The sequence below is a fragment of the Streptomyces fulvorobeus genome (assembly GCF_013167895.1).
In the GTDB taxonomy this organism is placed as follows: Bacteria; Actinomycetota; Actinomycetes; order Streptomycetales; family Streptomycetaceae; genus Streptomyces; species Streptomyces fulvorobeus.
Genome location: NZ_BLWC01000001.1, coordinates 139,902 through 159,437, shown reverse-complemented (window position 1 = coordinate 159,437; position 19,536 = coordinate 139,902). Strand labels below are relative to the sequence as shown.

Sequence of the window (19,536 nt, the reverse complement as noted above, 5' to 3'; positions counted from 1 at the left end):
TGCGCTCACCGTGCCGGGACGGCCGCTCCACCCGCGGTCCGCGTCCGGGACCCGTCGTACCCGGCTTCGGCACCGAGGCCCTCCTCGAAGCGGTGGCGCAGCCGGTGCAGGCCGCGCCGGGCATGGCTCTTGACCGTGCCGAGCGGTATGCCGGTGCGCTCGGCGATCTGCACATGGGTCAGATCCTCGTAGAAAGCCATGCGGAGCACCTCACGCTGGGTGCTCGGCAGCCGGGTCAGCTCGTTCACGAGGAGTACGCGGTCCAGAGCGCCCTCGCACGACGGGCCGCCCCCCTGCGTCGGGTACCGAGCGAGGCGGTGACCCGCCGCGTCGACGAGCCGCAGGCGCCTGGTCCGCGCGGCCAGCGCATCGATGGTCTTGAGGCGGGTGATACCGACGATCCAGGCGCCGAGCGGTCCGCGCTCCGGCCGGAAGCCGGCCCGCCCCCGCCAGGCCGCGAGGAAGACCTGCTGAGTCACGTCCTCGGCCTCGTACGCGTCGCCCAGCGACCGGCTCGCCATGGTGTGGACGAGAGGCCCCCAGCGCCGGTACGCCGCCGCGAACGCGCGCTCGTCCGAGGCCAGAAAGCCCTGGGTGATCTCCTGGTCGCCCACCGCGTCCTGGGCGGGAAGAGCCTGCTCCACGGGGCGGGTGATGGTGTGCATCGTCTTGTCTCTCCTGCCGGAGCGGAGTGCGCGGGCCACCGGGGTCATCTGCCGACCGCGCCGACCGCCTGCACGGGTACGACCAGTTTTGGAGGCACAAACGACGCAAGCAACACGCCTCGTTTGTGCGTCGTATGGTGAACGGGTGACTCTCTCCGAGGGGACCGGACGGCAGGGCGGCGGCCTCACGACCGGCGAGGTGGCCAGGCGGCTCGGAGTCGCCCCCACGACGATCCGCTCCTGGGACCGCCGCTACGGGCTCGGCCCTCGGGTGCGCACAGGGGGCGAGCACCGCCGCTGGACGGCCGAGGACATCGCCCGGCTGGAGCGGATGTGCGCGCTGACCACCACCGGTATGCCACCCGCTGAGGCCGCCCGGGTGGCCAGGTCGGAGCAGCACCCCGACGCGGCAACGGCTGCGCGGCCGGCCGCGCAGCCTCGCGTACGGCCCGAGCCGGCGCCCAGCCGCGCCCGCACCGGTCTGCGGCTGGGCGACGCGCGCCAGGAGTGCAGAGGGCTGGCCCGGGCCGCCCTCCGGCTGGACGCCTGCGCCCTCGACCGGCTCCTCGACACCGTGATCGCCGACCACGGGCTGGTGGCCGCCTGGCACGAGGTGATCATGCCGACCCTCCAGGCGGTCGGCCGCAAATGGGAGAGCGCGGGAGAACGGTACGTGGAAGTCGAACACTTCCTGTCCTGGCACGTTTCCGGCGCCCTGCGCCGGTGTGCCCCGCCGGCCGTGCCGGAGCGCTCGGGCGCCACGACGCTGCTGGCCTGCGTGCCGGGCGAGAACCACACCCTTCCCCTGGAGGTCCTCGCCGCCGCACTCGCGGAACGGGACCTGCCGGTGCGGATGTTCGGCGCCGCGCTGCCGGTGGAGGCGGTGGTCGAGGCGGTACGCAGGACGGGACCCGCGGCCGTCGGCCTCTGGGCCCAGTCCCGTACGACCGCCAGCCGTCCCCTGGCCCAGCACGTGGCCGCGATGGAGTGGGGGGTACGGGGAGCCCGCAGACATCCGGCCGTGCTCACGCTGGGGCCCGGCTGGGCGGGCAAGGCGGTGCCCGGCCTGCTGCGGCCCACCGGACTCGCCGAAGCGCTCACGGCACTGGAGGCGGCCGTGACCGGGTGACCGGGTGGCAGGACGCCGACGAGTGACCCTTTCCGCAGCACGACGAAGGAGACGGATGATGACCGGTCAGCGGCTTTCACCGCCCGACGCCATCGTTGTCGGCGCCGGCCTGGCGGGCATCGCCTGCGCCCGTGACCTGAGCCGGGCGGGCCTGCGCGTCGAACTGCTCGAAGCCTCCGGCGCGGTAGGCGGCCGGATGCGCACCGACCGCAAGGACGGCTTCCTCCTGGATCGCGGCTTCCAGGTGTTCAACACCGCCTATCCGCAGGTCAAGAGGCGTCTGACTCTGAAAGACCTGCGCCTGCGGCCTTTCACCCCCGGCGTCCTCGCCCACACGTCCGCAGGCCGGGTACGGATCGCCGACCCCACCAGGCGTCCCGGTTCCGCGGGCTGGCTGCTGCCGGGCCGCGCCCTCACGGCGCGCGACCTGGCCGCGCTCGCCGTCCTCAGCGCGCGTGACGCACTGCTCCCCGCCGGCCTCCTCAAGCGCCTGCCCGACCGCACCACCTCCGCCGCCCTCACCCGGGCCGGGCTCTCCTCGCGCGCGGTCGATGACCTGTTGCGGCCCTTCCTTTCCGGAGTCTTCCTGGAGGAGGGTCTCGGGACGTCCGCCCGCTTCTTCCACCTCGTCTGGCGCAGCATGGCGCGCGGCACCCTCTGCCTGCCCGCCGAAGGCATCGGCGCCGTGCCGCGGCAGCTCGCCACCGGACTGCCGGTAGGCACGCTCCGCCTGGAGAGCCCCGTCAGCGCCCTGACCGACAGCGGCGTGCTCCTCCAGAACGGCGGCGAACGGCCGGCGTCCACCGTCGTCGTGGCGACGGACGCCGCCACGGCCGCCCGCCTGCTGCCGGGCCTGCCGGTCCCCGGCGGCCGCACGGTGACCACCTATTACCACGCGACCGACACCTCGCCACTGGCCGAGCCCACCCTGGTCGTGGACAGCGGCTCGGCGATCCTGAACACCTGCGTCCTCACCGAGGTGGCACCCACCTACGCCCCGCCCGGCACCGCCCTGATCTCGACCTCCGTACCGCAAGGCGACGGACCGGACGGGGAACCCGCCGTACGGAGGCGCCTGGCCGAGCTGTACGGCACCGACACGCGAGCCTGGACGTCGGTCGCCACCTGCACCGTGAAGGACGCCCTGCCCGCGATGACGCCACCCTGGCCCCTCAGCCGCACCACCCGCTTCGCCCACCGGCGGTACGTCTGCGGGGACCACCGCGCGACCGGATCGGTGCAGGGCGCCCTGGCGTCGGGCACGCGTGCGGCACGGGAGGTACTGGCCGACCTGGCCCGTCCGCGCCGGGCACATCGGGGAGCGGACGGCGGGACGGAGCGGGAGCGGGACACGGGCCAGGCGCCAGGGAGTGGGACATGAGGATCGACGGCGCACGGGTCCTGGTCGCCGGAGCGACGGGAGTCATCGGCGCGGCGGTGGCGGCCGAGCTACACGCTCGCGGCGCGCACCTCGTCCTGGCCGGCCGGGACGAGGAGCGCCTCGCACAGGTCTCCGCGGCACTCGGCGGCGCCCCCACGACGCTCTTCGAGGCGTACGACCTGGACTCCTGCGCCCGCGCCGTACACACGGCCGCTGGTGTGACCGGCCGCCTCGACGCCGTTCTCACGGCGTTCGGCTCGGTGGCCTTCGGGAGGGCCGACGCGGTCGGAGACGTCGTCGCCGAGCACCTGATGACGGTGAACGCTCTCGCGCCCGCCGCGTTCCTCCGCGCCGCGCTCGGCGTACTGGAGGCGCGGGGCGGGGGCACGATCGCCGCGCTCACCGGGGTGGTGGCGGAGCGCCCGCAGCCCGCGATGGCCGACTACAGCGCCTCCAAGGCGGCGCTCGGAGCCTGGCTCGACGCCGTACGCCGTGAGGCCCGTCCCGCTCACATCCGTGTGCTGGACCTGCGCCTCGGGCACCTGGACACCGGCTTCGCCGACCGTGCCGTCGCGGGGACTCCGCCGCCTCTGCCACGGTCGGGCGACCTCCGGGCCGCCGTCCAGGCCGTTGCCGACGCGCTGGCCACGGACGCCGAACTCGTGCGCGCGGGCACGGACGGGGTGCCCGTTCTCCAACGACGGGCGCGGTGACCGGCGCCCGGTGACGGGCCGGGTGACCGCCACTTCGTTATGAGGACGTCACGTCTTCCACGGATAGGGATGCCATTTCCGTGGCACGTGAACGGTCATGACTCCCCGAGCCCGTGCCACGGAGGCCGTACGCGCAGAGATCCTGTCGGCCGGACGGTTCGTACGACGCACCTGGACCGTGCCGGGACGCGAGCGAGCCCTGGTCGTGCAGTCGCTGAAAGCGGCTTTCGCGGCCCTGCTGGCGTGGGTGATCGCCCGCTCCTGGCTGGAGGCGCCGATGCCGTACATCGCGCCCTGGGTCGCCGTCGTCCTGGTGCGGGCGACCGTGTACCGGTCGTACACGCAGGCGCTTCAGCAGTTGGCCGCCATCGCCCTGGGCACCGTCCTCGCCACAGCGGGCGGAATGGCGCTGGGCGATCCGACCGTGGCGATGGCGGTGGTCCTGCCCGTCACGATGCTGCTCAGCAACTGGGGCAAGCTGGGGGACCAGGGGCTCTACGGCGCGACAGCGGCCCTTTTCAGTCTCTCGTTCGGCGAACCAGGCGTCGGTGTGGCCGTCGTCCGGCTGCTGGAGTCGGCTCTCGGCGCCGCCGTGGGCGTGGGTGTCAACGTGCTCGTCCTGCCCCCGGTGTACCTGCGCAGCACCCGGAACGCCATCGGCGAGGTGGTGGAGGAGACGACGCGGACACTGACCGCCGTCGCCGACGGCCTGGCCTCCTCGTGGGAGGACCGGCTGGCCCGCGACTGGCACCGGCGGGCGCGTGGTCTCCACGGTCTCCTCGAGCAGGCCCGCTCCGCTCTGGAGTGGAGCAGGGAGAGTGCCCGCTTCAACCCGCACCGAGGGCACCGGGCGAAGCTGAGGAACCTCGAGATTCCCTTCCAGCAGTCCTTGTACCTGCTTGAACAGCTCACGGACCATCTGAACAACCTGACACGCACTCTCGTCGAGGCGGCGGATCAGCGTGCCGACGGGCCGCGACCCGCGGAGGGCGTGGCGGCCGTCTACTCCGAGTTCCTCACCCGGGCGGCAGCGGCCGTCGAGGCGTACGGCGGTCTGATCGAGGGCAGCCGGCCCGCGCACGATCGGTTCAGCGCGGCGGTCGACGGGGTGTCCGGCGCGCACGACGAACTGCGCCACTCACTGCGGGGCAGGGACGTCACCCAGCCGGAGTGGCTGTCGTTGTACGGATCTCTCCTCGCCGATGCCCGCAGAGTCACCGAAGAGCTCCTCGCCGAGCAGTCGCGCCATCGGGACGACCAGTGAGGCGGCGAGGGCCTTCAACTGGTGAACCACGAGTACAACGAGGCGGTGAAGGCCGCCGAGGCGATGGCGCCCCCCGGCTCCACCCCGGCGCCGCCGACTTGGCCCTGGGACCCGTCGCCGCTCTGATGGACCGCAAGAGGGACGCGGTCAGGCAGGCCATGGGCAAGTACGGCTGACCCCGGGCACACCGGGGAAGGACCGGAAGGGCGGCCCGGGGACAGCGCTCCTCAGGTGTCGTCACGGTCCTTCCCCAACGGGTGGGCGGTGCCCTCGCCGGGCTCGAACACATCGCGCCGCCCAGCGGAACGGGCCTCGTCGAGCCGTGTGATGCCCGGATGATGGAGCTCGAACGCGGGAGACTCCGAACGGATCCTGGGCAGAGTCACGAAGTTGTGCCTCGGCGGCGGGCAGGAGGTGGCCCACTCCAGCGAACGGCCGTAGCCCCAGGGATCGTCGACGTCGATGCGCTTGCCGGTCTTCGCGGTCTTCCACACGTTGTAGAAGAACGGCAGCGTCGAGGCGCCCAGCAGGAAGGCACCGATGGAGCTGAGCGTGTTCAGCGCCGTGAAACCGTCGGCCGACAGGTAGTCGGCGTACCGGCGCGGCATGCCCTCGGCGCCGAGCCAGTGCTGGACCAGGAACGTGGTGTGGAACCCGATGAACAGGGTCCAGAAGTGAATCTTCCCCAGGCGCTCGTCGAGCATGGTGCCGGTCATCTTGGGCCACCAGAAGTGGAATCCGGCGAACATGGCGAAGACGACGGTACCGAACACCACGTAGTGGAAATGGGCCACGACGAAGTAACTGTCGGTCACGTGGAAGTCCATGGGCGGCGAGGCCAGAATGATCCCGGTCAGCCCGCCGAAGAGGAAGGTGACGAGGAATCCGATCGACCACAGCATCGGTGTCTCGAAGGACAGCGACCCCTTCCACATCGTGCCGATCCAGTTGAAGAACTTCACGCCGGTCGGTACGGCGATGAGGAAGGTCATGAAGGAGAAGAACGGCAGTAGCACCGCGCCGGTGGCGAACATGTGGTGCGCCCACACGGTGACGGAGAGGCCCGCGATGGCGACCGTGGCGGCGACCAGGCCGATGTAACCGAACACCGGTTTACGGGAGAACACCGGAAAGATCTCCGTCACGATTCCGAAGAACGGCAGAGCGATGATGTACACCTCGGGGTGACCGAAGAACCAGAACAGGTGCTGCCACAGCAGCGGGCCGCCGTTCTCCGGGTTGAACACCTGGGCGCCGAAGCGCCGGTCGGCCTCCAGGACCAGCAGCGCCGCGGCGAGCATGGGGAAGGCCAACAGGACCAGGACGGACGTCAGCAGGACGTTCCAGGTGAAGATCGGCATCCGGAACATGGTCATGCCCGGGGCGCGCATGCAGATGATCGTGGTGACGAAGTTGACCGCGCCCAGAATGGTGCCGAAGCCGGCCAGGGCGAGACCCATGATCCACATATCGGCACCGACATACGGAGTCCGCTCGCCGCCGCTGAGCGGCGTGTACGCGGTCCATCCGAAGTCGGCCGCGCCCTGAGGCGTGAACAGGCTCCCGACGACGATCAGCCCGCCGAAGAGGAACAGCCAGAAGGACAGCATGTTCAACCGGGGAAGGCCACATCGGGAGAACCGATCTGCAACGGCATGATGGCATTGGCGAATCCGGCGAACGTGGGGGTCGCGAAAAGCAGAAGCATGATCGTGCCGTGCATGGTGAACGTCTGGTTGTACTGCTCGTTGGAGATGATCTGCAGGCCGGGACGGGCCAGCTCGGCGCGCAGCAGCAGCGCCATCAGGCCACCGACGACGAAGAAGAGGAACGACGCGGCGAGATAAAGGTGTCCGATCTTCTTGTGATCCGTCGTGGTCATCCAGGCGACCACGACACTGCCCGGCCCCCGGCCCTCGACCGGCACCAACGTGGGCGGCTCGGTGGTGGATGCAGTCATTCTGAGCTCCCGTCAGGGTGAGAAGAGCAGCGTGGGCACGGTACAGGTGCCCGGAAACCGCCGACTGTCGTCCTCATGTCTTACCGGCACATCGCTGCCGGGACCGCCCCGCAACCCCGCGCGTCAGAGTGATACCCGGCCGGGTGCGGCCGGACCCGCCCGCGGGCACGTCGGCGGCATGTCCGGCCAGGTGGTGAAGCGCCGAACGAGGGTCGGTGAGCGGCTTCGGACGCAGGACTGCTTCCAGGACTATTTTCTGCCGATGGGGGCACATGCGTTCCACCTACCGAAGGGTCCACCCATGCTGGCGATAGCTGCTGCAGTACTGTTCTTCATCGCTTTTCTGATCAATGCTGCCGACGTCACGACCAACGAGGTTTTCGCGTCGGTGAACGTCATGCTGCTCGGCCTGGCCCTCTTGGCCCTGCATGTCGCGGGCATAGGCAGCGGGTGGCGAGCAGGCCGGCGATGACCGCCCTCTGACCAACCGAAAGCGCCCCCGCACTGGTCGCAGTCCGCAACGAGCGGCTGCGACCAGTGCGTTGTCCTGCGTGTGATCAGGACCGACGTGCCCCAGCGGGAAGTCCGCGAGGGCCGAGAAGGAACGCATTAGAGCCAAATTTTCCCAAAAGGTAGATTTGAAGCCATTGGATCATGATGTGAAATATGTGGCGATGTGTTCATGCGTAGCTTGAGGGTGTCGGCCGTGGAGCATCTGCGGCCGCGCACTTCGAGAGGTTTCCTCATGCGCTTCATGCGCACGACTGCTCTTCCCCGGACCCTTCTGGTCTCCGTGATCGCCGTGGCCGGTCTCACCGCCGCACCCACCCTCGCTTCCGCGACGGCCCTCGCTGAGACGGGCAGTGCCCGCACTCTCAGCGTCTCCAGTTTCCTGGGCTTTCCCGGGGCCAGCGGAGCCGACGGCACAGGCACCAGCGGCGGGATCGGTGGCCTCGGCGGGACCGGTGGCGCCGCCGGGGCGAACGGAAACGGGGGCACCGGCGGGGTCGGCGGTGACGCGAGCGGCAGCGCCAGCGTCGGTGGTGCGGGTGGTGCGGGCGGCGCCGGGGGTGCCAACGGCAACGGCGGCACCGGCGGCCTGGGCGGTGGAGCCGCCCTCGGCGGCACCGGTGGCAAGGGCGGCGTGGGCGGTGTCGGCGACGCGGGTACCGGTATCGCCGGCGGCCAGGGCGGCAGCGGCGGAGCCTCCACGGTAGGCGGCGGCCACTCGGGCGGCACAGGCGGCGCGGGTGGCGCGGCGAGCCCGGTGTGTCCCGGCAAGCCCGGCGGCAACGGCACGGCCGCCACGTTCAACGCGGACGGCACCACCGGTGCTACCGGCGCCGCCGGGAATTCCACACTTCCCTGCTGAACCGAGGCTGCGGGGATCACCGGACCAGTCCCCGTAGCCCGACCTTCCAACCCTCGGTGCCGCCCCGCAGCGTCTGCGGGGCGGCACCTGCCGAGCTGGCCGCCCCCATGTGATCACGGTCCGCACGCCCACCCCGAGCCGAGTGGCAGGCTCCGTACCGAGGTCCCCGCCGCCGGCGGTCGGCGTCCGCTCAGTGCTCGCGCGAGCCGGTCAGCGGGGGCCCGGCCGAACGGCTGTGCGCGGGGCTGGACGGTTCCCGGTCCTGCCTTGCGTCACATGCCAGGGACGCCGGGGCCGGTTCGGGGAAGTAGTCGGCGTCCTTGGGCCGTGGGCGTGCGAGTTTCAGGGTGCGGGGGCGGGTTCGAGGTGGGGTATGTGCTTGGAGCAGTGCACGTATGCCTCGTGGATGGTGATGAGCGTCCACAGGACGGGGCGGCGCCCGGGGGCCGTGTCCGCGGGTATCCAGGGATGGGTGGTCTGCATGTCCTGGTCGGTGACGAGGCGGGCCGCGCCGTTGACGTGCAGTCCGATGTGGTCGTGGGTGAAGTCCATGAAGAGCAGGCCGATATGCGGATTCTCGGTGATGTTGCCTGCGCTGGCCAGGACGCCGTTACCGCGGTATTCGGGGTAGGCCAGGGTGCCGTCGTCCAGGACCATGACGAAGCCGGGAGGGCCGGCGCGGAAGGTGGCGTCGCAGTGGCCGCGGGAGTCGGCTGTGGAGAGGAAGACCATCGACTGGCGGCCGATGAACTCACGCATCGCCGAGGTGAGGTGCGCGTGGACCTGGCGGTCGTAGAAGGCGTCGGCGCGCTCACCGGTGCCCAGGTGGGACTGCAGCAGGCGCTCTCCGCGCGAGGGGGTGACGTCGGGAGGGGTCACAGCTGGTCGATCTCCTGAGCGGTTCGGGAAGGTCTGAGGGGGGCGGTGAGAACGGGTGTGTCGAGCGGGTCATGGTGGATGCGGGTGTGGGGTGTGCCCTGGTGCAGGAGGGTCTGCACGGCTGTGGTGACCATGCCGGGCGGACCGGACAGGAAGACCTCGTGCTGGTCCCAGGGGCCGAACTGGCGCAGGACTTCCGGGAGTGTGCCCTTCTGCCCGGGAATGCTCTCGTGGGAGACGGCCCCGCGGACGGACAGCCAGTGGTTGCGCTGGGCCATGCGCAGCATGTCGTCGAGTCCGTACAGCTCCCGGGCGGTCCGCGCACCGACGAACAGGTCGGCGTAGCGGCGCATGCCGGAGGCGGCGGCCTCCTCGAGCAGGGCGCGCATCGGTGCGAGGCCGGTTCCGCCGGCCACCAGCAGCAGGTCGCGGTCGCTCGCAGCGGCAAGGGTGGTGTCACCCTGCGGCGGCCCCAGCCGCACCCGGTGTCCTGGGACGGCGTGGTGGACCAGCGCGTTGCTGACCAGTCCTCGGTGGACGGCCCGGATGTGGAACGTGATCGTGTGGTCCGCACGGGGCGGGTGAGCGGGGGAGTAGTGCCGCCAGGTACGGGGATACCAGGGTGTCTCCATACTCACGTACTGTCCGGCTGTGTAGGGATAGGGCATGTCCGGCAGTACGGTGATCTCGGCGATGCCGTCGCCGCGGTGTTCGTGGCGGATGATCTGCGCCTCCCACGAGGCCGGGCGCAGGCGGGTGTCGTCCGCGGCGGCCGTGGTCATCACCTCGGCGGCGATGGTGTAGGCGCGCGTCCATGCGGCGGCGACCTCGGCGTTCCACGCCGTCCCCGCATAGCGGGCGAGGGCGGCGACCAGGCATTCGCCCACCGCCGGATAGTGCGCCTCCAGGGCCCCGAACTTACGGTGGTCCCGTCCCAGCCGGGAACAGAACCGCACGAGGTTGTCGACATCGTCGACGAGGTCGATGATGCGCAGCAGTCCGCGCAGCAGCCGGTCGCGCTGGACGTCCATGTTGTCCGGGAACAGTCCTCGCACTCCGGGATACCGGCTGAAGAGGATGGCGTAGAAGTAGACGGTCATCTCCGGGGCCAGCGGCGCGACCACCTTCAGGCTCGTGCGCACCAGGGAGATCTCCCGATCGGTGAGCGGGGCGGACGTCACGACCGGCCTCCAGACAGTGCCTGGCGGCGGCACATCCTCACTCGTCGAGCGGGAACCGCGTGGGGGGAGCCAGGTGCCCCGTGCGGGGCGGAGGTCACCAGGCGTAGCAGATGTGCTGACAAGAAGACGTTCGCAATCGTAGAGGGACGTTCCATTTCGCTCAGACCCAGAGCTTCGAAAGTATGATCAGTGGACACGTCATTGTGCACGGTGCGCGGCGGATAGGGATATCCGCCCCAGTGCCTCGACGGGACCTCACATCACATCTGCACAATTCGCGGGAATAGTCTCGGTGGTCCCTGTGCCCGTCATGGAACTTCTCCCTGGCCGGTCCGCGCGGGGCAGCCTTCCGGGGGCACTACGGCATGTGACAAGGCCCCGGGTGCCTGACGGTGCTCAGTAGTTCTGCCACTCGTGGCGGGTGTACTCGAGTACCGCGGGATCCATCAGGGTGCTCGCGCGTACGTTCTGAGGGCGCCGGTCCAGGGGGAAGACGGTGGCGGCGCCGATGACGGCATCGTCCAGGAAGCGCAGGGGCGGGGTGTTCTCGGCCAGGCGCAGTGGCGGCCGTGGGCCGTCGGCGCCGGGGGTGGCCAGGATGTAGCCCCAGTTGCCGAAGCTGGGGACGTCCACCTGGTACGCGGTGGTCCTGTAGCCGGCCCTGCCGATCGTGGTGGCGATGGACCAGTAGGTCTTGGGGGCGAAGAACGGGGAGCCGCCCTGCACGACGACCTGGCTTTCCGGGGTCAGGACGCGGCCGAGCAAGTGGTAGAACTCGACGGAGTAGAGCTTGGCCAGCGCGGCGGTGTCCGGGTCCGGAAAGTCGATGACGACCGCGTCGTAGCGCTGCCTGGCGTCCCGCAACCAGGTGAAGGCGTCGGCGTTGACGACGGTGACACGCGGATCACTGAGTGCCTGGCCGTTGAGTTCGAGCAAGGGTGCGAAAGTGCGGGCGAGTCGTGTCACCGCCGGATCGAGGTCGACCAGCGTCACCCCCTCGACGTCGTCGTAGCGCAGGACCTCCCGCAGGGCCAGCGCGTCACCGCCGCCCAGGATCAGCACGGATGTCCGTTTTCCCGACAGGGCGGGGTGGACGAGGGCCTCGTGGTAGCGGTACTCGTCTACGGAGGAGAACTGCAGGTCGCCGTTGAGGAACAGGCGCGTGTCGGGTTCTCCGGTGAAACCGGTGGACCGTGTGACGACGACGTCCTGGTACGGCGTGGTCTCGGCATGGACGATCGGGTCGCGGTAGAGCTGCTGTCGCGCGGTGACCTCGATGTCGTCGGCCAGTACGTACACCGTGCCGAGTACGGCGAGGACGGCGGCCATCGACGCCAGCAGCGTGATGCGCACGATACGGCGTGTCTCGCGGCGGAAGATCCACAGGACGACGACGACACCGGCCACGGCGTTGACCGCGCCGACCACCAGCGCGCCCCTGAGCTGGCCGAAGGAAGGCAGAAGCAGCAGGGGGAAGCACAGGCCGCCGACCAGCGCTCCGACGTAGTCCACGGCGAACATGTCGGCGACCGCGCTGCCGGCCTCCTGTCGCCGGATCCGCTGAAGCAGCGTCATCAGCAGGGGGATCTCGGCACCGATGAGGAGACCGATGGCGAACGTGACCACCACCATGGACGGCATGTACACCCGTAGCCAGGCGAACGACACGTACAGGACGAGCACCGACAGGCCCCCGACGAGCGCGAGCAGCGTCTCCACGAGGGCGAAGGCGCCCACCGCGCGCCGTTGCAGCGGCTTGGCGGCCAGGGAACCGATACCCATCGCGAAGACCATGACGGAGATGACCACGGACGTCTGCATCACGGAGTTGCCGATGAGGTAACTGCCCAGCGCCGTCAGTGCCAGTTCGTAGACCAGGCCGCAGGCCGCGCAGATGAACACCGAGAGCAGCAGCAGGAAGCGCGCCCCCGTGAGTAGGTCACCGGCGGGCGTTCGGTCGCGGCGGGGCGGTGCAGAGTGCTGGTGGTCATGGTGTCGTTCAGGAAACGGCGGCGCCGACCATGAAGGCCGTGCCGAGGTACATGGCTGCCTGGACCCAGGCGGCCGGGTGGGGGCGGTCCCCCTGGTCGTCGAGCACGGTGGCGCCCAGGCGGCCGGGGGTCAGCAGACCGACGATGCAGGAGATGACGGTCATCAGCACGACGCCGGCCAGGCCGTACAGCAGGGTGCTGAGCAGGCCGTAGTGGAGGCCCTGCTCGGATTCGCTGGCCCTGATGGACTGGTCGATGACGTACCCGATGGCCACGGTCTGGCCGGCGAGGAGGACCGCGGCGCCGCGGTTGCGCTCCGTCCACACCACATGGACGAGCTTGCCGGGGGTGGCGAGGTCGAGTGCGATGAAGCCGACCGCCATCACGACGAAACCGACCAGGCCGTAGAGCAGGGCCTCGCCTGCCGACTCGAAGATCTCTGCCACGATGCTGCCTTTCGGGGATGCCGTCCCGGGGATTCGGGCGGGTGTACTGCGGGTGGTCACTTGCCGGTGCCGGGGCCCCCGCCGCGGAAGGCGTCGCTGTCCGGATGGGGCCATACGGACCGGAGATGCGGCTTCCAGCGGTGGTAGCCGGTGCGGTAGTCGTCGATCTCGATCCTGCTGCCGCCCTGGTAGGGAGTGATCGCGACGATGTCGTTCCGGTAGCGGAGGAAGACCATGTCACCTTTGCTGGTGCGGCCCTTGGCCGAGGAGTGGCCGGTGATCTCCTTCGCGACCGTGGACGTCGCGTCGCGGCGGTCGACGTACCCCGCGCTGCTGTTGCCGCCGTACTGCGAGCGGATCCAGCCGGACGGTACGTCGTTGCTGCCGTCCGAACCCCTGGAACAGGCGGCGAGCGCGACCGTGGCGAGAAATACCAGGCTGATGCGTCGGACAGTTCTCATCGGGCCTCCAGTCGGGTGTGCGTCGCCACGATCCGGCCGCTCTGCGGGTAGGTGTGCCATGTGCGCCAGCTCAGCCCCGTGCTCTGCTGCTCGACGGTCAGTGAGGTGAGTGCTTCGGGTGACCCCGGAAAGATCCCGTACAGCGCTCGCGGGTGTGCGTCCGAGCGGCTGCGGATCCGCTCGACCTGCTGGCTGAACTCCACTGCGTCGAACTGCTGGACGCGGGCGCCGAACTGATAGTTCCAGTCGTCGAAGACCTGTGACGCTGCCTCCGGGAGACCGCCCTCGAAGCCAGGCAGGCAGGCCACGGTCTCCCGGACCGGTCCTGCGAAGACCTGGTGGGAGGCGCCCAGCAGTCTGAGCTGCACATCGAGCCCGCCGACCGTCAGGTCGCGTACGGCCAGTGCCTCGCGAGGGGACGGCCGAGAGTGAAGGAGAGCTGACCGGCGTCGGTGTCCAGATACGGGGCCGTGAGGGCTATGCCACTCATGCGTCGCTGCCCGGCCGGCTGATCGGCTCTCCCGGAAGCAGGCGCCCTGGGGGTGTGCCCTTCCGGTTACGGGCGGCATCGACGGCGGGTACTGCGCCGACGACGGCAACCTCCAGCGTGAACAATGGTCCCCCGACATCGGAAAGTGCAAAGCGCGCTGAGTATGGCACAGGACAGATGGCCCATTTCGAGGGGGAGACCTGCGGCGATCGTGTGGTGGGCCGGTGCCGGCAGGGGGGCAGGTCCCTGCGGCCGCGTTTGAATGAGGCGTCAGCGGTTAGGCGTGAGGAGTCCGAAACGTCGACCACAGCAAGGTGTGAGTGACATGGCTGCCGATGAGAAGAACCAGGCCAAGACCGAGCAGGCCAAGGGCAAGATCAAGGAAGTCGCTGGGCGCACGGTCGGCAACGAGCGTCTCACCGCCGAGGGCCGGGCGGAGCAGGCCAAGGGTGACGCCCGTCAGGCCAAGGAGAAGATCAAGGACACCCTCACCGACTGAGGTCCTCCAGGCACCAGCACCGGGCCCCGCGGAGTTCTCCTCCACGGGGCCGTGCTGTGTCCGGACCGGCGGCGACCAGGTGCTCGAACGCGTCGCGCACGAGGTGCGCTGGCGGAGTATGCGGCGAAGTGGCTTCCCACGGCGATCCGGATCTGTGCGTACCTCCGGATCTGAGGGGTCCGGTCGGGTCAGCGGACGTCGTTGCGGGACGAGTAGGTCTTACTCGTCAGCACGCCGTCGGTGAAGAAGAACTCGATCTCTGGGTAGGACTCGTTGACGGTGCCGATGCAGTGGACCATGGTCTTCCACCCGCTGGACGAGGGGTAGTTGGGGCGCTCGACCCACCGGTCGGTGCATGCCGTACCGGCGACGGCTGCGTTGACCTCCGCCAGCGTGTCACCCACCGCGAACTGCTGCTCGTACTGGGTCTTGGTCATGGTCCGGGGCAGATCGTAGGTGTACCAGGCGTAGGCGAAGGAATAGTCCTTCTCCTTCTTGTACAACTGGCCGGCGGCGTTGAAGGAGAACGATGCCGTCTGATCCACGAACTGGTTCATCGCCCAGCACACCAGGGCGCCGCCGGCTCCGATGCCGGAGCAGTGCGGCCTCGGGCCGATGAGGGCCTCCACCTGCTGCCTGCTCATACCGAAGGTGACGGCGTCGTACTTAGTGTCGGTGAGGTAGTTCTCGTTCGGATCGGGCTTGGGATCGGCCGACGAGACCGCCGCGGTGGAGCCGACCATGGCGGCCGCGAGAACGGCGGCGGTGACGAGACGACGAAGGCGCATGTGCGTTCTCCTGACGGAAGGGTGCGAACGTCCGCATTCGACCTGGAAAGGTGGTGGCCACAGTGACCAGGGGGCATCCTGGGACCCGGCCCTCTCACCGTTCTCTCTGCCCGGTATCGGGTGGCCGAGAATGCCGGGGCGCACTCCCCCTGCTTTCTGGGAGCCGTGTCGGACCTGTGCTGGGACATCAAGCCATGCTGACTCCGCACGCGCACGCACAAGGTCGGCTCGATCGTGTCGGTGGCTCAAGGCGAGGACGGTGGCCGTGAGGCAGCCGTGGAGGTGTTGCGGCCGGTACCGGGCATCTTGAGGCGGCCCTTGAGGATGCCGGCAAGCCGGCCGGGGTCCGCCGGACCGAGCGACAGGCGGAGGTCAGATGAGCCGGCTGAGCTTCTTCGCCGTGCTGCAGTGCTCCGTCCGCCGGTGCAGCCACAGCCACACCGCGGTCAGCGTGAGAAGGGCGGCGAACACCACGACGAACACACCCGCGATCACCGCCTGCCGCCCGCCCGCCGCCGGATCGTCGTAGGACAGCAGGCCGCCCAGGGCGGACAGCAGCATCCCCACCACGTACACCGAGCGGACGCGCCGCAGCTGCCGCACCGCACGAGGAGCAAGAGCAACACGCTTCACGAGAGCCATGCTCATCTCCGTACCCACTGAAGGGGAGATAAGACCTCGCTCCACCGGACAACCGCATCACGGGCCGCTTCGGGGGCGGTTGGCCCGAGTTGAGGCGTCGGGACGCACCACGCGTGACGAACGCCGAATCGCGGGAACCAGGAGAGCTGACCCGTCACTCGACACCCTGAGGAGCCGGCCGTGGCCCTGACAGAGCTCGATCTTCCAGAACCGAGGTCGCTGCGCGGCCGATGGGCCGCCCTCGCCGCGGTCCAGGCGGCAGGTGGACGTGGTGACGGCTGCCGGGCCGACGGGTCCTCGTGGCACTACGGGGACGGGGACGGCAGGTGGTGCGGCCTCCATCACCTGGGCGACGGGCGGGCGGTGCTGCTCGGGCACGACTACGACACGTCGCAGACCTTCTACGCGGAAGCGTCCGACTTCTTCGAGGAGCAGGAGACCGACCTGCTGGCCGGCGCCCCCGACTGGTGGGCGCCGCCCGTACGCAGGGCCCGCGAGGAGGAGTCGTTCCTCGGCTTCGTCTACGCATTCGACGGCAGTACGTGGCGGCGTGCCGAGTACGACGTCGAGGACGGGTTCAGCAGTGTGCGGCTGCCCGCGCTCAGCGACGGACGCACCCGCGAGATGATCGTGGCCACCGTCCAGCACCATGCGGACCCGGGCGGGCACGAGCCGTCCCAGGAGTCCGTCGACGCGCTGATCGCGGCTGACGGAGCGCCCGATGCCGCTCTGGTGGCCGCCGTCATCCCCCACGCCGGCTGGGACGCTACCGCCGGGGTGGCGGCGGCCCGCGCGTTCCTCACCGGCTGATCGTCGGACGCACCCGCCCTCGGGCGACGAAGAGCGTGCCCACCCCGAGGTGCCAAGTACGGCGCGATCCCGGGGAATCTCCGAGCCGGCCAGGGCCTCGCCGGACGCCGGCACCCGCCCTATATGCCCTGCCCGGCCTCCTGCGGGTGCGGCGTCCCGTCCGTGGCGGAGAGGCCGTCGGCGCCTCGGATGACGGCTTCCCACGCGGACAGGCCGTCGAGCCGCCGTTCTCCGGCCTCGGTGGCCGCGCGGAGGGCGAAGCTCCCCAGGGGGAGTCGCAACGGCGGGTCCACGCTGTCCACAAGAGCGAAGAGCGCGGGCACAGTGACTTCGGGAGACGGCAGGGCGTCGGGCGTCAGGGTCGGATCGAGCGCGTCGTGCAGGGGACCGTACGCGGGGTGCGGCACGGAGCGCGGTGCGGCGGAGAACCAGCCGGTGGCGTATCCGCCGGGTTCGAGGACGGTGACCTTGATGCCGAACGGCGCGACCTCCGCGGCCAGCGCTTCCGACATGCCCTCCAGGGCCCACTTCGTGGCGCAGTAGAGTCCCATGCCCGGGTACGCCTCGATCCCACCGCTGCTCGACACCTGGATCAGGTGGCCGCCGCCCTGCGCCCGCAGCAGCGGGAGGGCGGCCTGGATGACGGCCAGAGTGCCCAGGATGTTGGCCTCGATGACGGCCCGCGCCTCGTGCTCCGTGACCTCTTCCACGCAGCCGATGTGTCCGACTCCCGCGTTGTTCACGACGACGTCCAGACGCCCGAAGTGGGCGTGGGCGCGCTCGACGGCGGCGAACACCGCGGCCCGGTCGGTGATGTCCAGCGGAAGGGGCAGCACGGCGTCGCCGCACTCGTCCGCGAACGCCTGGAGTGCCGCTCCGTTCCGGGCCGCTACCGCGACCCGGTCGCCGCGGGCCACAGCGGCCTCCGCCCAGCTCCGTCCGAAACCACGTGAAGCCCCGGTGATGAACCAGACCTTGCTCACATGTCCTCCGCGGAAGTTGGGGAGCCGCCGGCCGCGACAGCCGCCGACGAGTATGGAGGGATGACCGGCTGCCGCCGGGGCGGCTCCCGATCGAGATGATCACTCGATCGGACCGCCCATCAGACTGGCAGACATGTCGAGGAACCGTCCAGGTGTAGGCCCATACCCGAGTGCACCTTTCCCTCGCCCTTATTTCGTGGCTCCCCAAGGGGCCCGTGCGCGGCCTCCTGCGGGGCCCGACGTCCGACCCGCGACGGCGCCTCGGCCCGCCCCGGGCGCCGGGGTCGAGCGTCAACGGAGCGGATACGATGCTGCCCCCGCGTGCTTCCCGACCCGCTCTCCGCCCTGGCACCCGCGTCGGCGGCCGGTGCGCTCTCCCTGGCGTCGGCGGCTGCCGGGCCGGGCGGCATCATCCCCGGTCCGCGTACCTTCGAAGCAGCCCGCGAGGGCTGTACCTGTGACCGTGGGGAGCGGCGACGGCACCGCTCCCACCCTTGCCCTCTTGGGCGGGACCGACCGGAAAGCACGCTGAACATGTCTGAACAACGAGACCGCTGGGCCGAACTGACCGCCGGACAAGCTGGTGAAGAGTACGCCCGGCGTTTCGCGCGGCTGGCTGAATCCGGCCACGACATCCACGGCGAGGCCGCCTTCTGCACCACCTTGCTGGAGCCCGCTTCCCGCGTACTCGACGCCGGCTGCGGCACCGGCCGAATCGCGATCCGGCTCGCCGAGCTCGGCCATCACTGCACCGGGGTGGACATCGACTCCTCGATGCTGGCCGTCGCCCGCCGTGACGCCCCCTCACAGGAGTGGCTGCCGGGAGATCTGGCGCGTCTGGACGCCCTCGGCCTGGAGCCACGTTTCGACCTGGTGCTCGCTGCCGGGAACGTCATCCCCCTGCTGGCCCCCGGCACCGAGTCAACCGTCGTACGGCAGCTGTCCGCCGCATTGCGCCCCGGCGGTCTGCTGGTCACCGGCATGGGACTGGATGCGGCACACCTGCCGCTGCCGGAGCCGCCGGTCACCCTGGCGGAATTCGATCACTGGTGCGCCCAGGCCGGGCTGGTACTGCGGCAGCGCTGTGCCACCTGGAGCGGTGATCCCTATACCGAAGGCTGCGGCTACGCCGTCAGCGTGCACGCCCGCCCCGCCCGGTGAGGCCGTGTCCCTCCGCGCCCCCTGCCGGCGGGTGGCGCGCCCCTGGTGATCAGATCACCAGAGGCGCCTCCGACCAGCGGCGGACCCGGTACGGGGCCCACCACACGTGATCGCCGAAACGCAGGACGAGGGTCTCGGCCATGAGGTCGTCCAGGACCGTGCGCGGAATCTCGTCGACGCGGGCACCGTCGGTGAGGGCCTCGATGGCCTCGTGGTACTCCGGTTCGTCGATGGTGAAGCGGCGCAGTTCGCCGTAGCGCCGGTCGCGCACCTGGATGAACCCGGGACCGTACCGGAAGACGCACTTGCAGATGTAGTACGCGTTGCGCCAGGCGAGTGCCGTCGCGGCCGGGTCCACGGTGCCGAGGACGGCGGTGGGCGGATGGAGATGGCCGAAGTGGCGCCACGCGTCGGGGTCCGGGCCGGTGTGGAGCTGCCAGTCGACCGAGATGGCCAGGCTGGACAGATCACCCACGAAGCTCAGCGCCCGTACCGACCAGGCGGCGTCGGCGGCGTCCGTGACATCGACCGGGCGGGGGAGTGTGACGTGCCGGGCCCCGGCGGCGAAGAGCCGCCGGGCGGCGTCACCGCCGGAGAGGTCGATCTCGTAGCGGCCCAGGGACATGTAGGGCAGTGTGCCCACCTCGGGGTCGTAGTCCCGTGAGGCGGTCACCGTGAAGGGTTCGGTGCCGGCGAGGGCTGAAGTCATCGTCGTCTCTCC

General features: G+C 70.2%; 18 protein-coding genes and 3 pseudogenes. 9 read left to right on the top strand and 12 right to left on the bottom strand.

Annotated features, from left to right (window positions below; genetic code table 11):
- Nucleotides 1-5 precede the first annotated feature (5 nt).
- Entirely contained in the window at nucleotides 6-665 is a 660-nt protein-coding gene (locus tag Sfulv_RS00730; RefSeq protein ID WP_173310290.1) for an RNA polymerase sigma factor, read from the bottom strand.
- Nucleotides 666-810: 145 nt separating this feature from the next.
- Here Sfulv_RS00730 and Sfulv_RS00725 point away from each other — a divergent pair, with 145 nt between their 5' ends.
- From Sfulv_RS00725 to Sfulv_RS00710, 4 genes are all read left to right on the top strand, one after another.
- The gene (locus Sfulv_RS00725) at nucleotides 811-1,794 is read left to right on the top strand and encodes a MerR family transcriptional regulator (protein ID WP_256668770.1); all 984 of its coding nucleotides are present in this window, start codon (nucleotides 811-813) and stop codon (nucleotides 1,792-1,794) included.
- A 58-nt stretch (nucleotides 1,795-1,852) separates the two neighbouring features.
- Nucleotides 1,853-3,175, top strand: a complete 1,323-nt coding sequence (locus Sfulv_RS00720) for an NAD(P)/FAD-dependent oxidoreductase (RefSeq protein ID WP_173317482.1) — start codon at nucleotides 1,853-1,855, stop codon at nucleotides 3,173-3,175.
- On the top strand, nucleotides 3,172-3,888 hold the full coding sequence (locus Sfulv_RS00715) for an SDR family NAD(P)-dependent oxidoreductase (protein ID WP_173310286.1): 717 nt from the start codon (nucleotides 3,172-3,174) through the stop codon (nucleotides 3,886-3,888). Before Sfulv_RS00720 ends, Sfulv_RS00715 begins: the two co-directional genes overlap by 4 nt.
- Before the next feature lie 97 nt (nucleotides 3,889-3,985).
- Nucleotides 3,986-5,152 (top strand): FUSC family protein, encoded by a 1,167-nt coding sequence (locus Sfulv_RS00710; RefSeq protein ID WP_173310284.1) that lies wholly within the window; start codon nucleotides 3,986-3,988, stop codon nucleotides 5,150-5,152.
- Nucleotides 5,153-5,379: 227 nt separating this feature from the next.
- Here Sfulv_RS00710 and ctaD read toward each other — a convergent pair.
- A pseudogene (gene ctaD, locus Sfulv_RS00700) lies at nucleotides 5,380-7,112 on the bottom strand (aa3-type cytochrome oxidase subunit I).
- A gap of 301 nt (nucleotides 7,113-7,413) precedes the next feature.
- Between ctaD and Sfulv_RS00695 the strand changes: the two are divergent.
- Together Sfulv_RS00695 and Sfulv_RS00690 are read left to right on the top strand one after the other, a co-directional pair.
- On the top strand, nucleotides 7,414-7,584 hold the full coding sequence (locus Sfulv_RS00695) for a hypothetical protein (protein ID WP_173310283.1): 171 nt from the start codon (nucleotides 7,414-7,416) through the stop codon (nucleotides 7,582-7,584).
- 282 nt (nucleotides 7,585-7,866) lie between these two features.
- On the top strand, nucleotides 7,867-8,484 hold the full coding sequence (locus Sfulv_RS00690) for a hypothetical protein (protein ID WP_173310282.1): 618 nt from the start codon (nucleotides 7,867-7,869) through the stop codon (nucleotides 8,482-8,484).
- 190 nt (nucleotides 8,485-8,674) lie between these two features.
- Here Sfulv_RS00690 and Sfulv_RS00685 read toward each other — a convergent pair.
- The 6 genes and pseudogenes from Sfulv_RS00685 to Sfulv_RS00660 all read right to left on the bottom strand — a co-directional run bounded on the left by Sfulv_RS00685 (nucleotide 8,675) and on the right by Sfulv_RS00660 (nucleotide 13,810).
- Nucleotides 8,675-9,363: pseudogene (locus tag Sfulv_RS00685) on the bottom strand (pyridoxamine 5'-phosphate oxidase family protein).
- Nucleotides 9,360-10,544, bottom strand: a complete 1,185-nt coding sequence (locus Sfulv_RS00680; RefSeq protein WP_173310280.1) for a globin domain-containing protein — start codon at nucleotides 10,542-10,544, stop codon at nucleotides 9,360-9,362. The pseudogene Sfulv_RS00685 and the gene Sfulv_RS00680 overlap by 4 nt, the downstream one beginning before the upstream one ends.
- Before the next feature lie 396 nt (nucleotides 10,545-10,940).
- Nucleotides 10,941-12,533, bottom strand: a pseudogene (locus Sfulv_RS00675) (polyamine aminopropyltransferase); the annotation flags it as partial.
- 10 nt (nucleotides 12,534-12,543) lie between these two features.
- Nucleotides 12,544-12,981, bottom strand: coding sequence for a DUF350 domain-containing protein (locus Sfulv_RS00670; protein ID WP_173310279.1), 438 nt, complete (start codon nucleotides 12,979-12,981; stop codon nucleotides 12,544-12,546).
- A 56-nt stretch (nucleotides 12,982-13,037) separates the two neighbouring features.
- A complete protein-coding gene (locus Sfulv_RS00665; RefSeq protein WP_173310277.1) occupies nucleotides 13,038-13,442 on the bottom strand; it encodes a DUF4247 domain-containing protein in 405 nt (134 codons plus the stop codon).
- Nucleotides 13,439-13,810 (bottom strand): DUF2617 family protein, encoded by a 372-nt coding sequence (locus Sfulv_RS00660; RefSeq protein ID WP_256668767.1) that lies wholly within the window; start codon nucleotides 13,808-13,810, stop codon nucleotides 13,439-13,441. The genes Sfulv_RS00665 and Sfulv_RS00660 overlap by 4 nt, the downstream gene beginning before the upstream one ends.
- Nucleotides 13,811-14,257: 447 nt before the next feature.
- Here Sfulv_RS00660 and Sfulv_RS00655 point away from each other — a divergent pair, with 447 nt between their 5' ends.
- Complete coding sequence (locus Sfulv_RS00655) at nucleotides 14,258-14,431, top strand: CsbD family protein (RefSeq protein WP_173310275.1); 174 nt, start codon at nucleotides 14,258-14,260, stop codon at nucleotides 14,429-14,431.
- A gap of 188 nt (nucleotides 14,432-14,619) precedes the next feature.
- On the opposite strand, the gene Sfulv_RS00650 is transcribed toward Sfulv_RS00655, so the two are convergent.
- Both Sfulv_RS00650 and Sfulv_RS00645 read right to left on the bottom strand, forming a co-directional pair.
- On the bottom strand, nucleotides 14,620-15,219 hold the full coding sequence (locus tag Sfulv_RS00650; RefSeq protein ID WP_173310273.1) for a BLIP family beta-lactamase inhibitor: 600 nt from the start codon (nucleotides 15,217-15,219) through the stop codon (nucleotides 14,620-14,622).
- A 372-nt stretch (nucleotides 15,220-15,591) separates the two neighbouring features.
- The gene (locus Sfulv_RS00645; RefSeq protein WP_173310272.1) at nucleotides 15,592-15,861 is read right to left on the bottom strand and encodes a hypothetical protein; all 270 of its coding nucleotides are present in this window, start codon (nucleotides 15,859-15,861) and stop codon (nucleotides 15,592-15,594) included.
- Between the two features lie 180 nt (nucleotides 15,862-16,041).
- On the opposite strand from Sfulv_RS00645, the gene Sfulv_RS00640 reads away from it, so the two are divergent.
- The gene (locus Sfulv_RS00640; RefSeq protein WP_173310270.1) at nucleotides 16,042-16,671 is read left to right on the top strand and encodes a proteophosphoglycan 5; all 630 of its coding nucleotides are present in this window, start codon (nucleotides 16,042-16,044) and stop codon (nucleotides 16,669-16,671) included.
- Nucleotides 16,672-16,790: 119 nt separating this feature from the next.
- On the opposite strand, the gene Sfulv_RS00635 is transcribed toward Sfulv_RS00640, so the two are convergent.
- Entirely contained in the window at nucleotides 16,791-17,654 is an 864-nt protein-coding gene (locus Sfulv_RS00635; protein WP_173310267.1) for an SDR family NAD(P)-dependent oxidoreductase, read from the bottom strand.
- A 534-nt stretch (nucleotides 17,655-18,188) separates the two neighbouring features.
- Here Sfulv_RS00635 and Sfulv_RS00630 point away from each other — a divergent pair.
- Nucleotides 18,189-18,815 carry a class I SAM-dependent methyltransferase gene (locus tag Sfulv_RS00630; RefSeq protein WP_173310265.1) on the top strand — a complete coding sequence of 209 codons (627 nt, stop codon included), beginning with the start codon at nucleotides 18,189-18,191 and terminating at the stop codon, nucleotides 18,813-18,815.
- 49 nt (nucleotides 18,816-18,864) lie between these two features.
- On the opposite strand, the gene Sfulv_RS00625 is transcribed toward Sfulv_RS00630, so the two are convergent.
- Nucleotides 18,865-19,524: a DUF5825 family protein gene (locus tag Sfulv_RS00625; protein ID WP_173310263.1), complete on the bottom strand. Its 660-nt coding sequence runs from the start codon at nucleotides 19,522-19,524 to the stop codon at nucleotides 18,865-18,867.
- Between the last annotated feature and the right edge of the window lie 12 nt (nucleotides 19,525-19,536).

Coding starts and splice junctions, on each gene's coding strand:
- Sfulv_RS00730 (WP_173310290.1), bottom strand. CDS start 665: ATGCACACCATCACCCGCCCCGTGGAGCAGGCTCTTCCCGCCCAGGAC.
- Sfulv_RS00720 (WP_173317482.1), top strand. CDS start 1,853: ATGACCGGTCAGCGGCTTTCACCGCCCGACGCCATCGTTGTCGGCGCC.
- Sfulv_RS00715 (WP_173310286.1), top strand. CDS start 3,172: ATGAGGATCGACGGCGCACGGGTCCTGGTCGCCGGAGCGACGGGAGTC.
- Sfulv_RS00710 (WP_173310284.1), top strand. CDS start 3,986: ATGACTCCCCGAGCCCGTGCCACGGAGGCCGTACGCGCAGAGATCCTG.
- Sfulv_RS00695 (WP_173310283.1), top strand. CDS start 7,414: ATGCTGGCGATAGCTGCTGCAGTACTGTTCTTCATCGCTTTTCTGATC.
- Sfulv_RS00690 (WP_173310282.1), top strand. CDS start 7,867: ATGCGCACGACTGCTCTTCCCCGGACCCTTCTGGTCTCCGTGATCGCC.
- Sfulv_RS00665 (WP_173310277.1), bottom strand. CDS start 13,442: ATGAGAACTGTCCGACGCATCAGCCTGGTATTTCTCGCCACGGTCGCG.
- Sfulv_RS00655 (WP_173310275.1), top strand. CDS start 14,258: ATGGCTGCCGATGAGAAGAACCAGGCCAAGACCGAGCAGGCCAAGGGC.
- Sfulv_RS00650 (WP_173310273.1), bottom strand. CDS start 15,219: ATGCGCCTTCGTCGTCTCGTCACCGCCGCCGTTCTCGCGGCCGCCATG.
- Sfulv_RS00645 (WP_173310272.1), bottom strand. CDS start 15,861: ATGGCTCTCGTGAAGCGTGTTGCTCTTGCTCCTCGTGCGGTGCGGCAG.
- Sfulv_RS00630 (WP_173310265.1), top strand. CDS start 18,189: ATGTCTGAACAACGAGACCGCTGGGCCGAACTGACCGCCGGACAAGCT.
- Sfulv_RS00625 (WP_173310263.1), bottom strand. CDS start 19,524: ATGACTTCAGCCCTCGCCGGCACCGAACCCTTCACGGTGACCGCCTCA.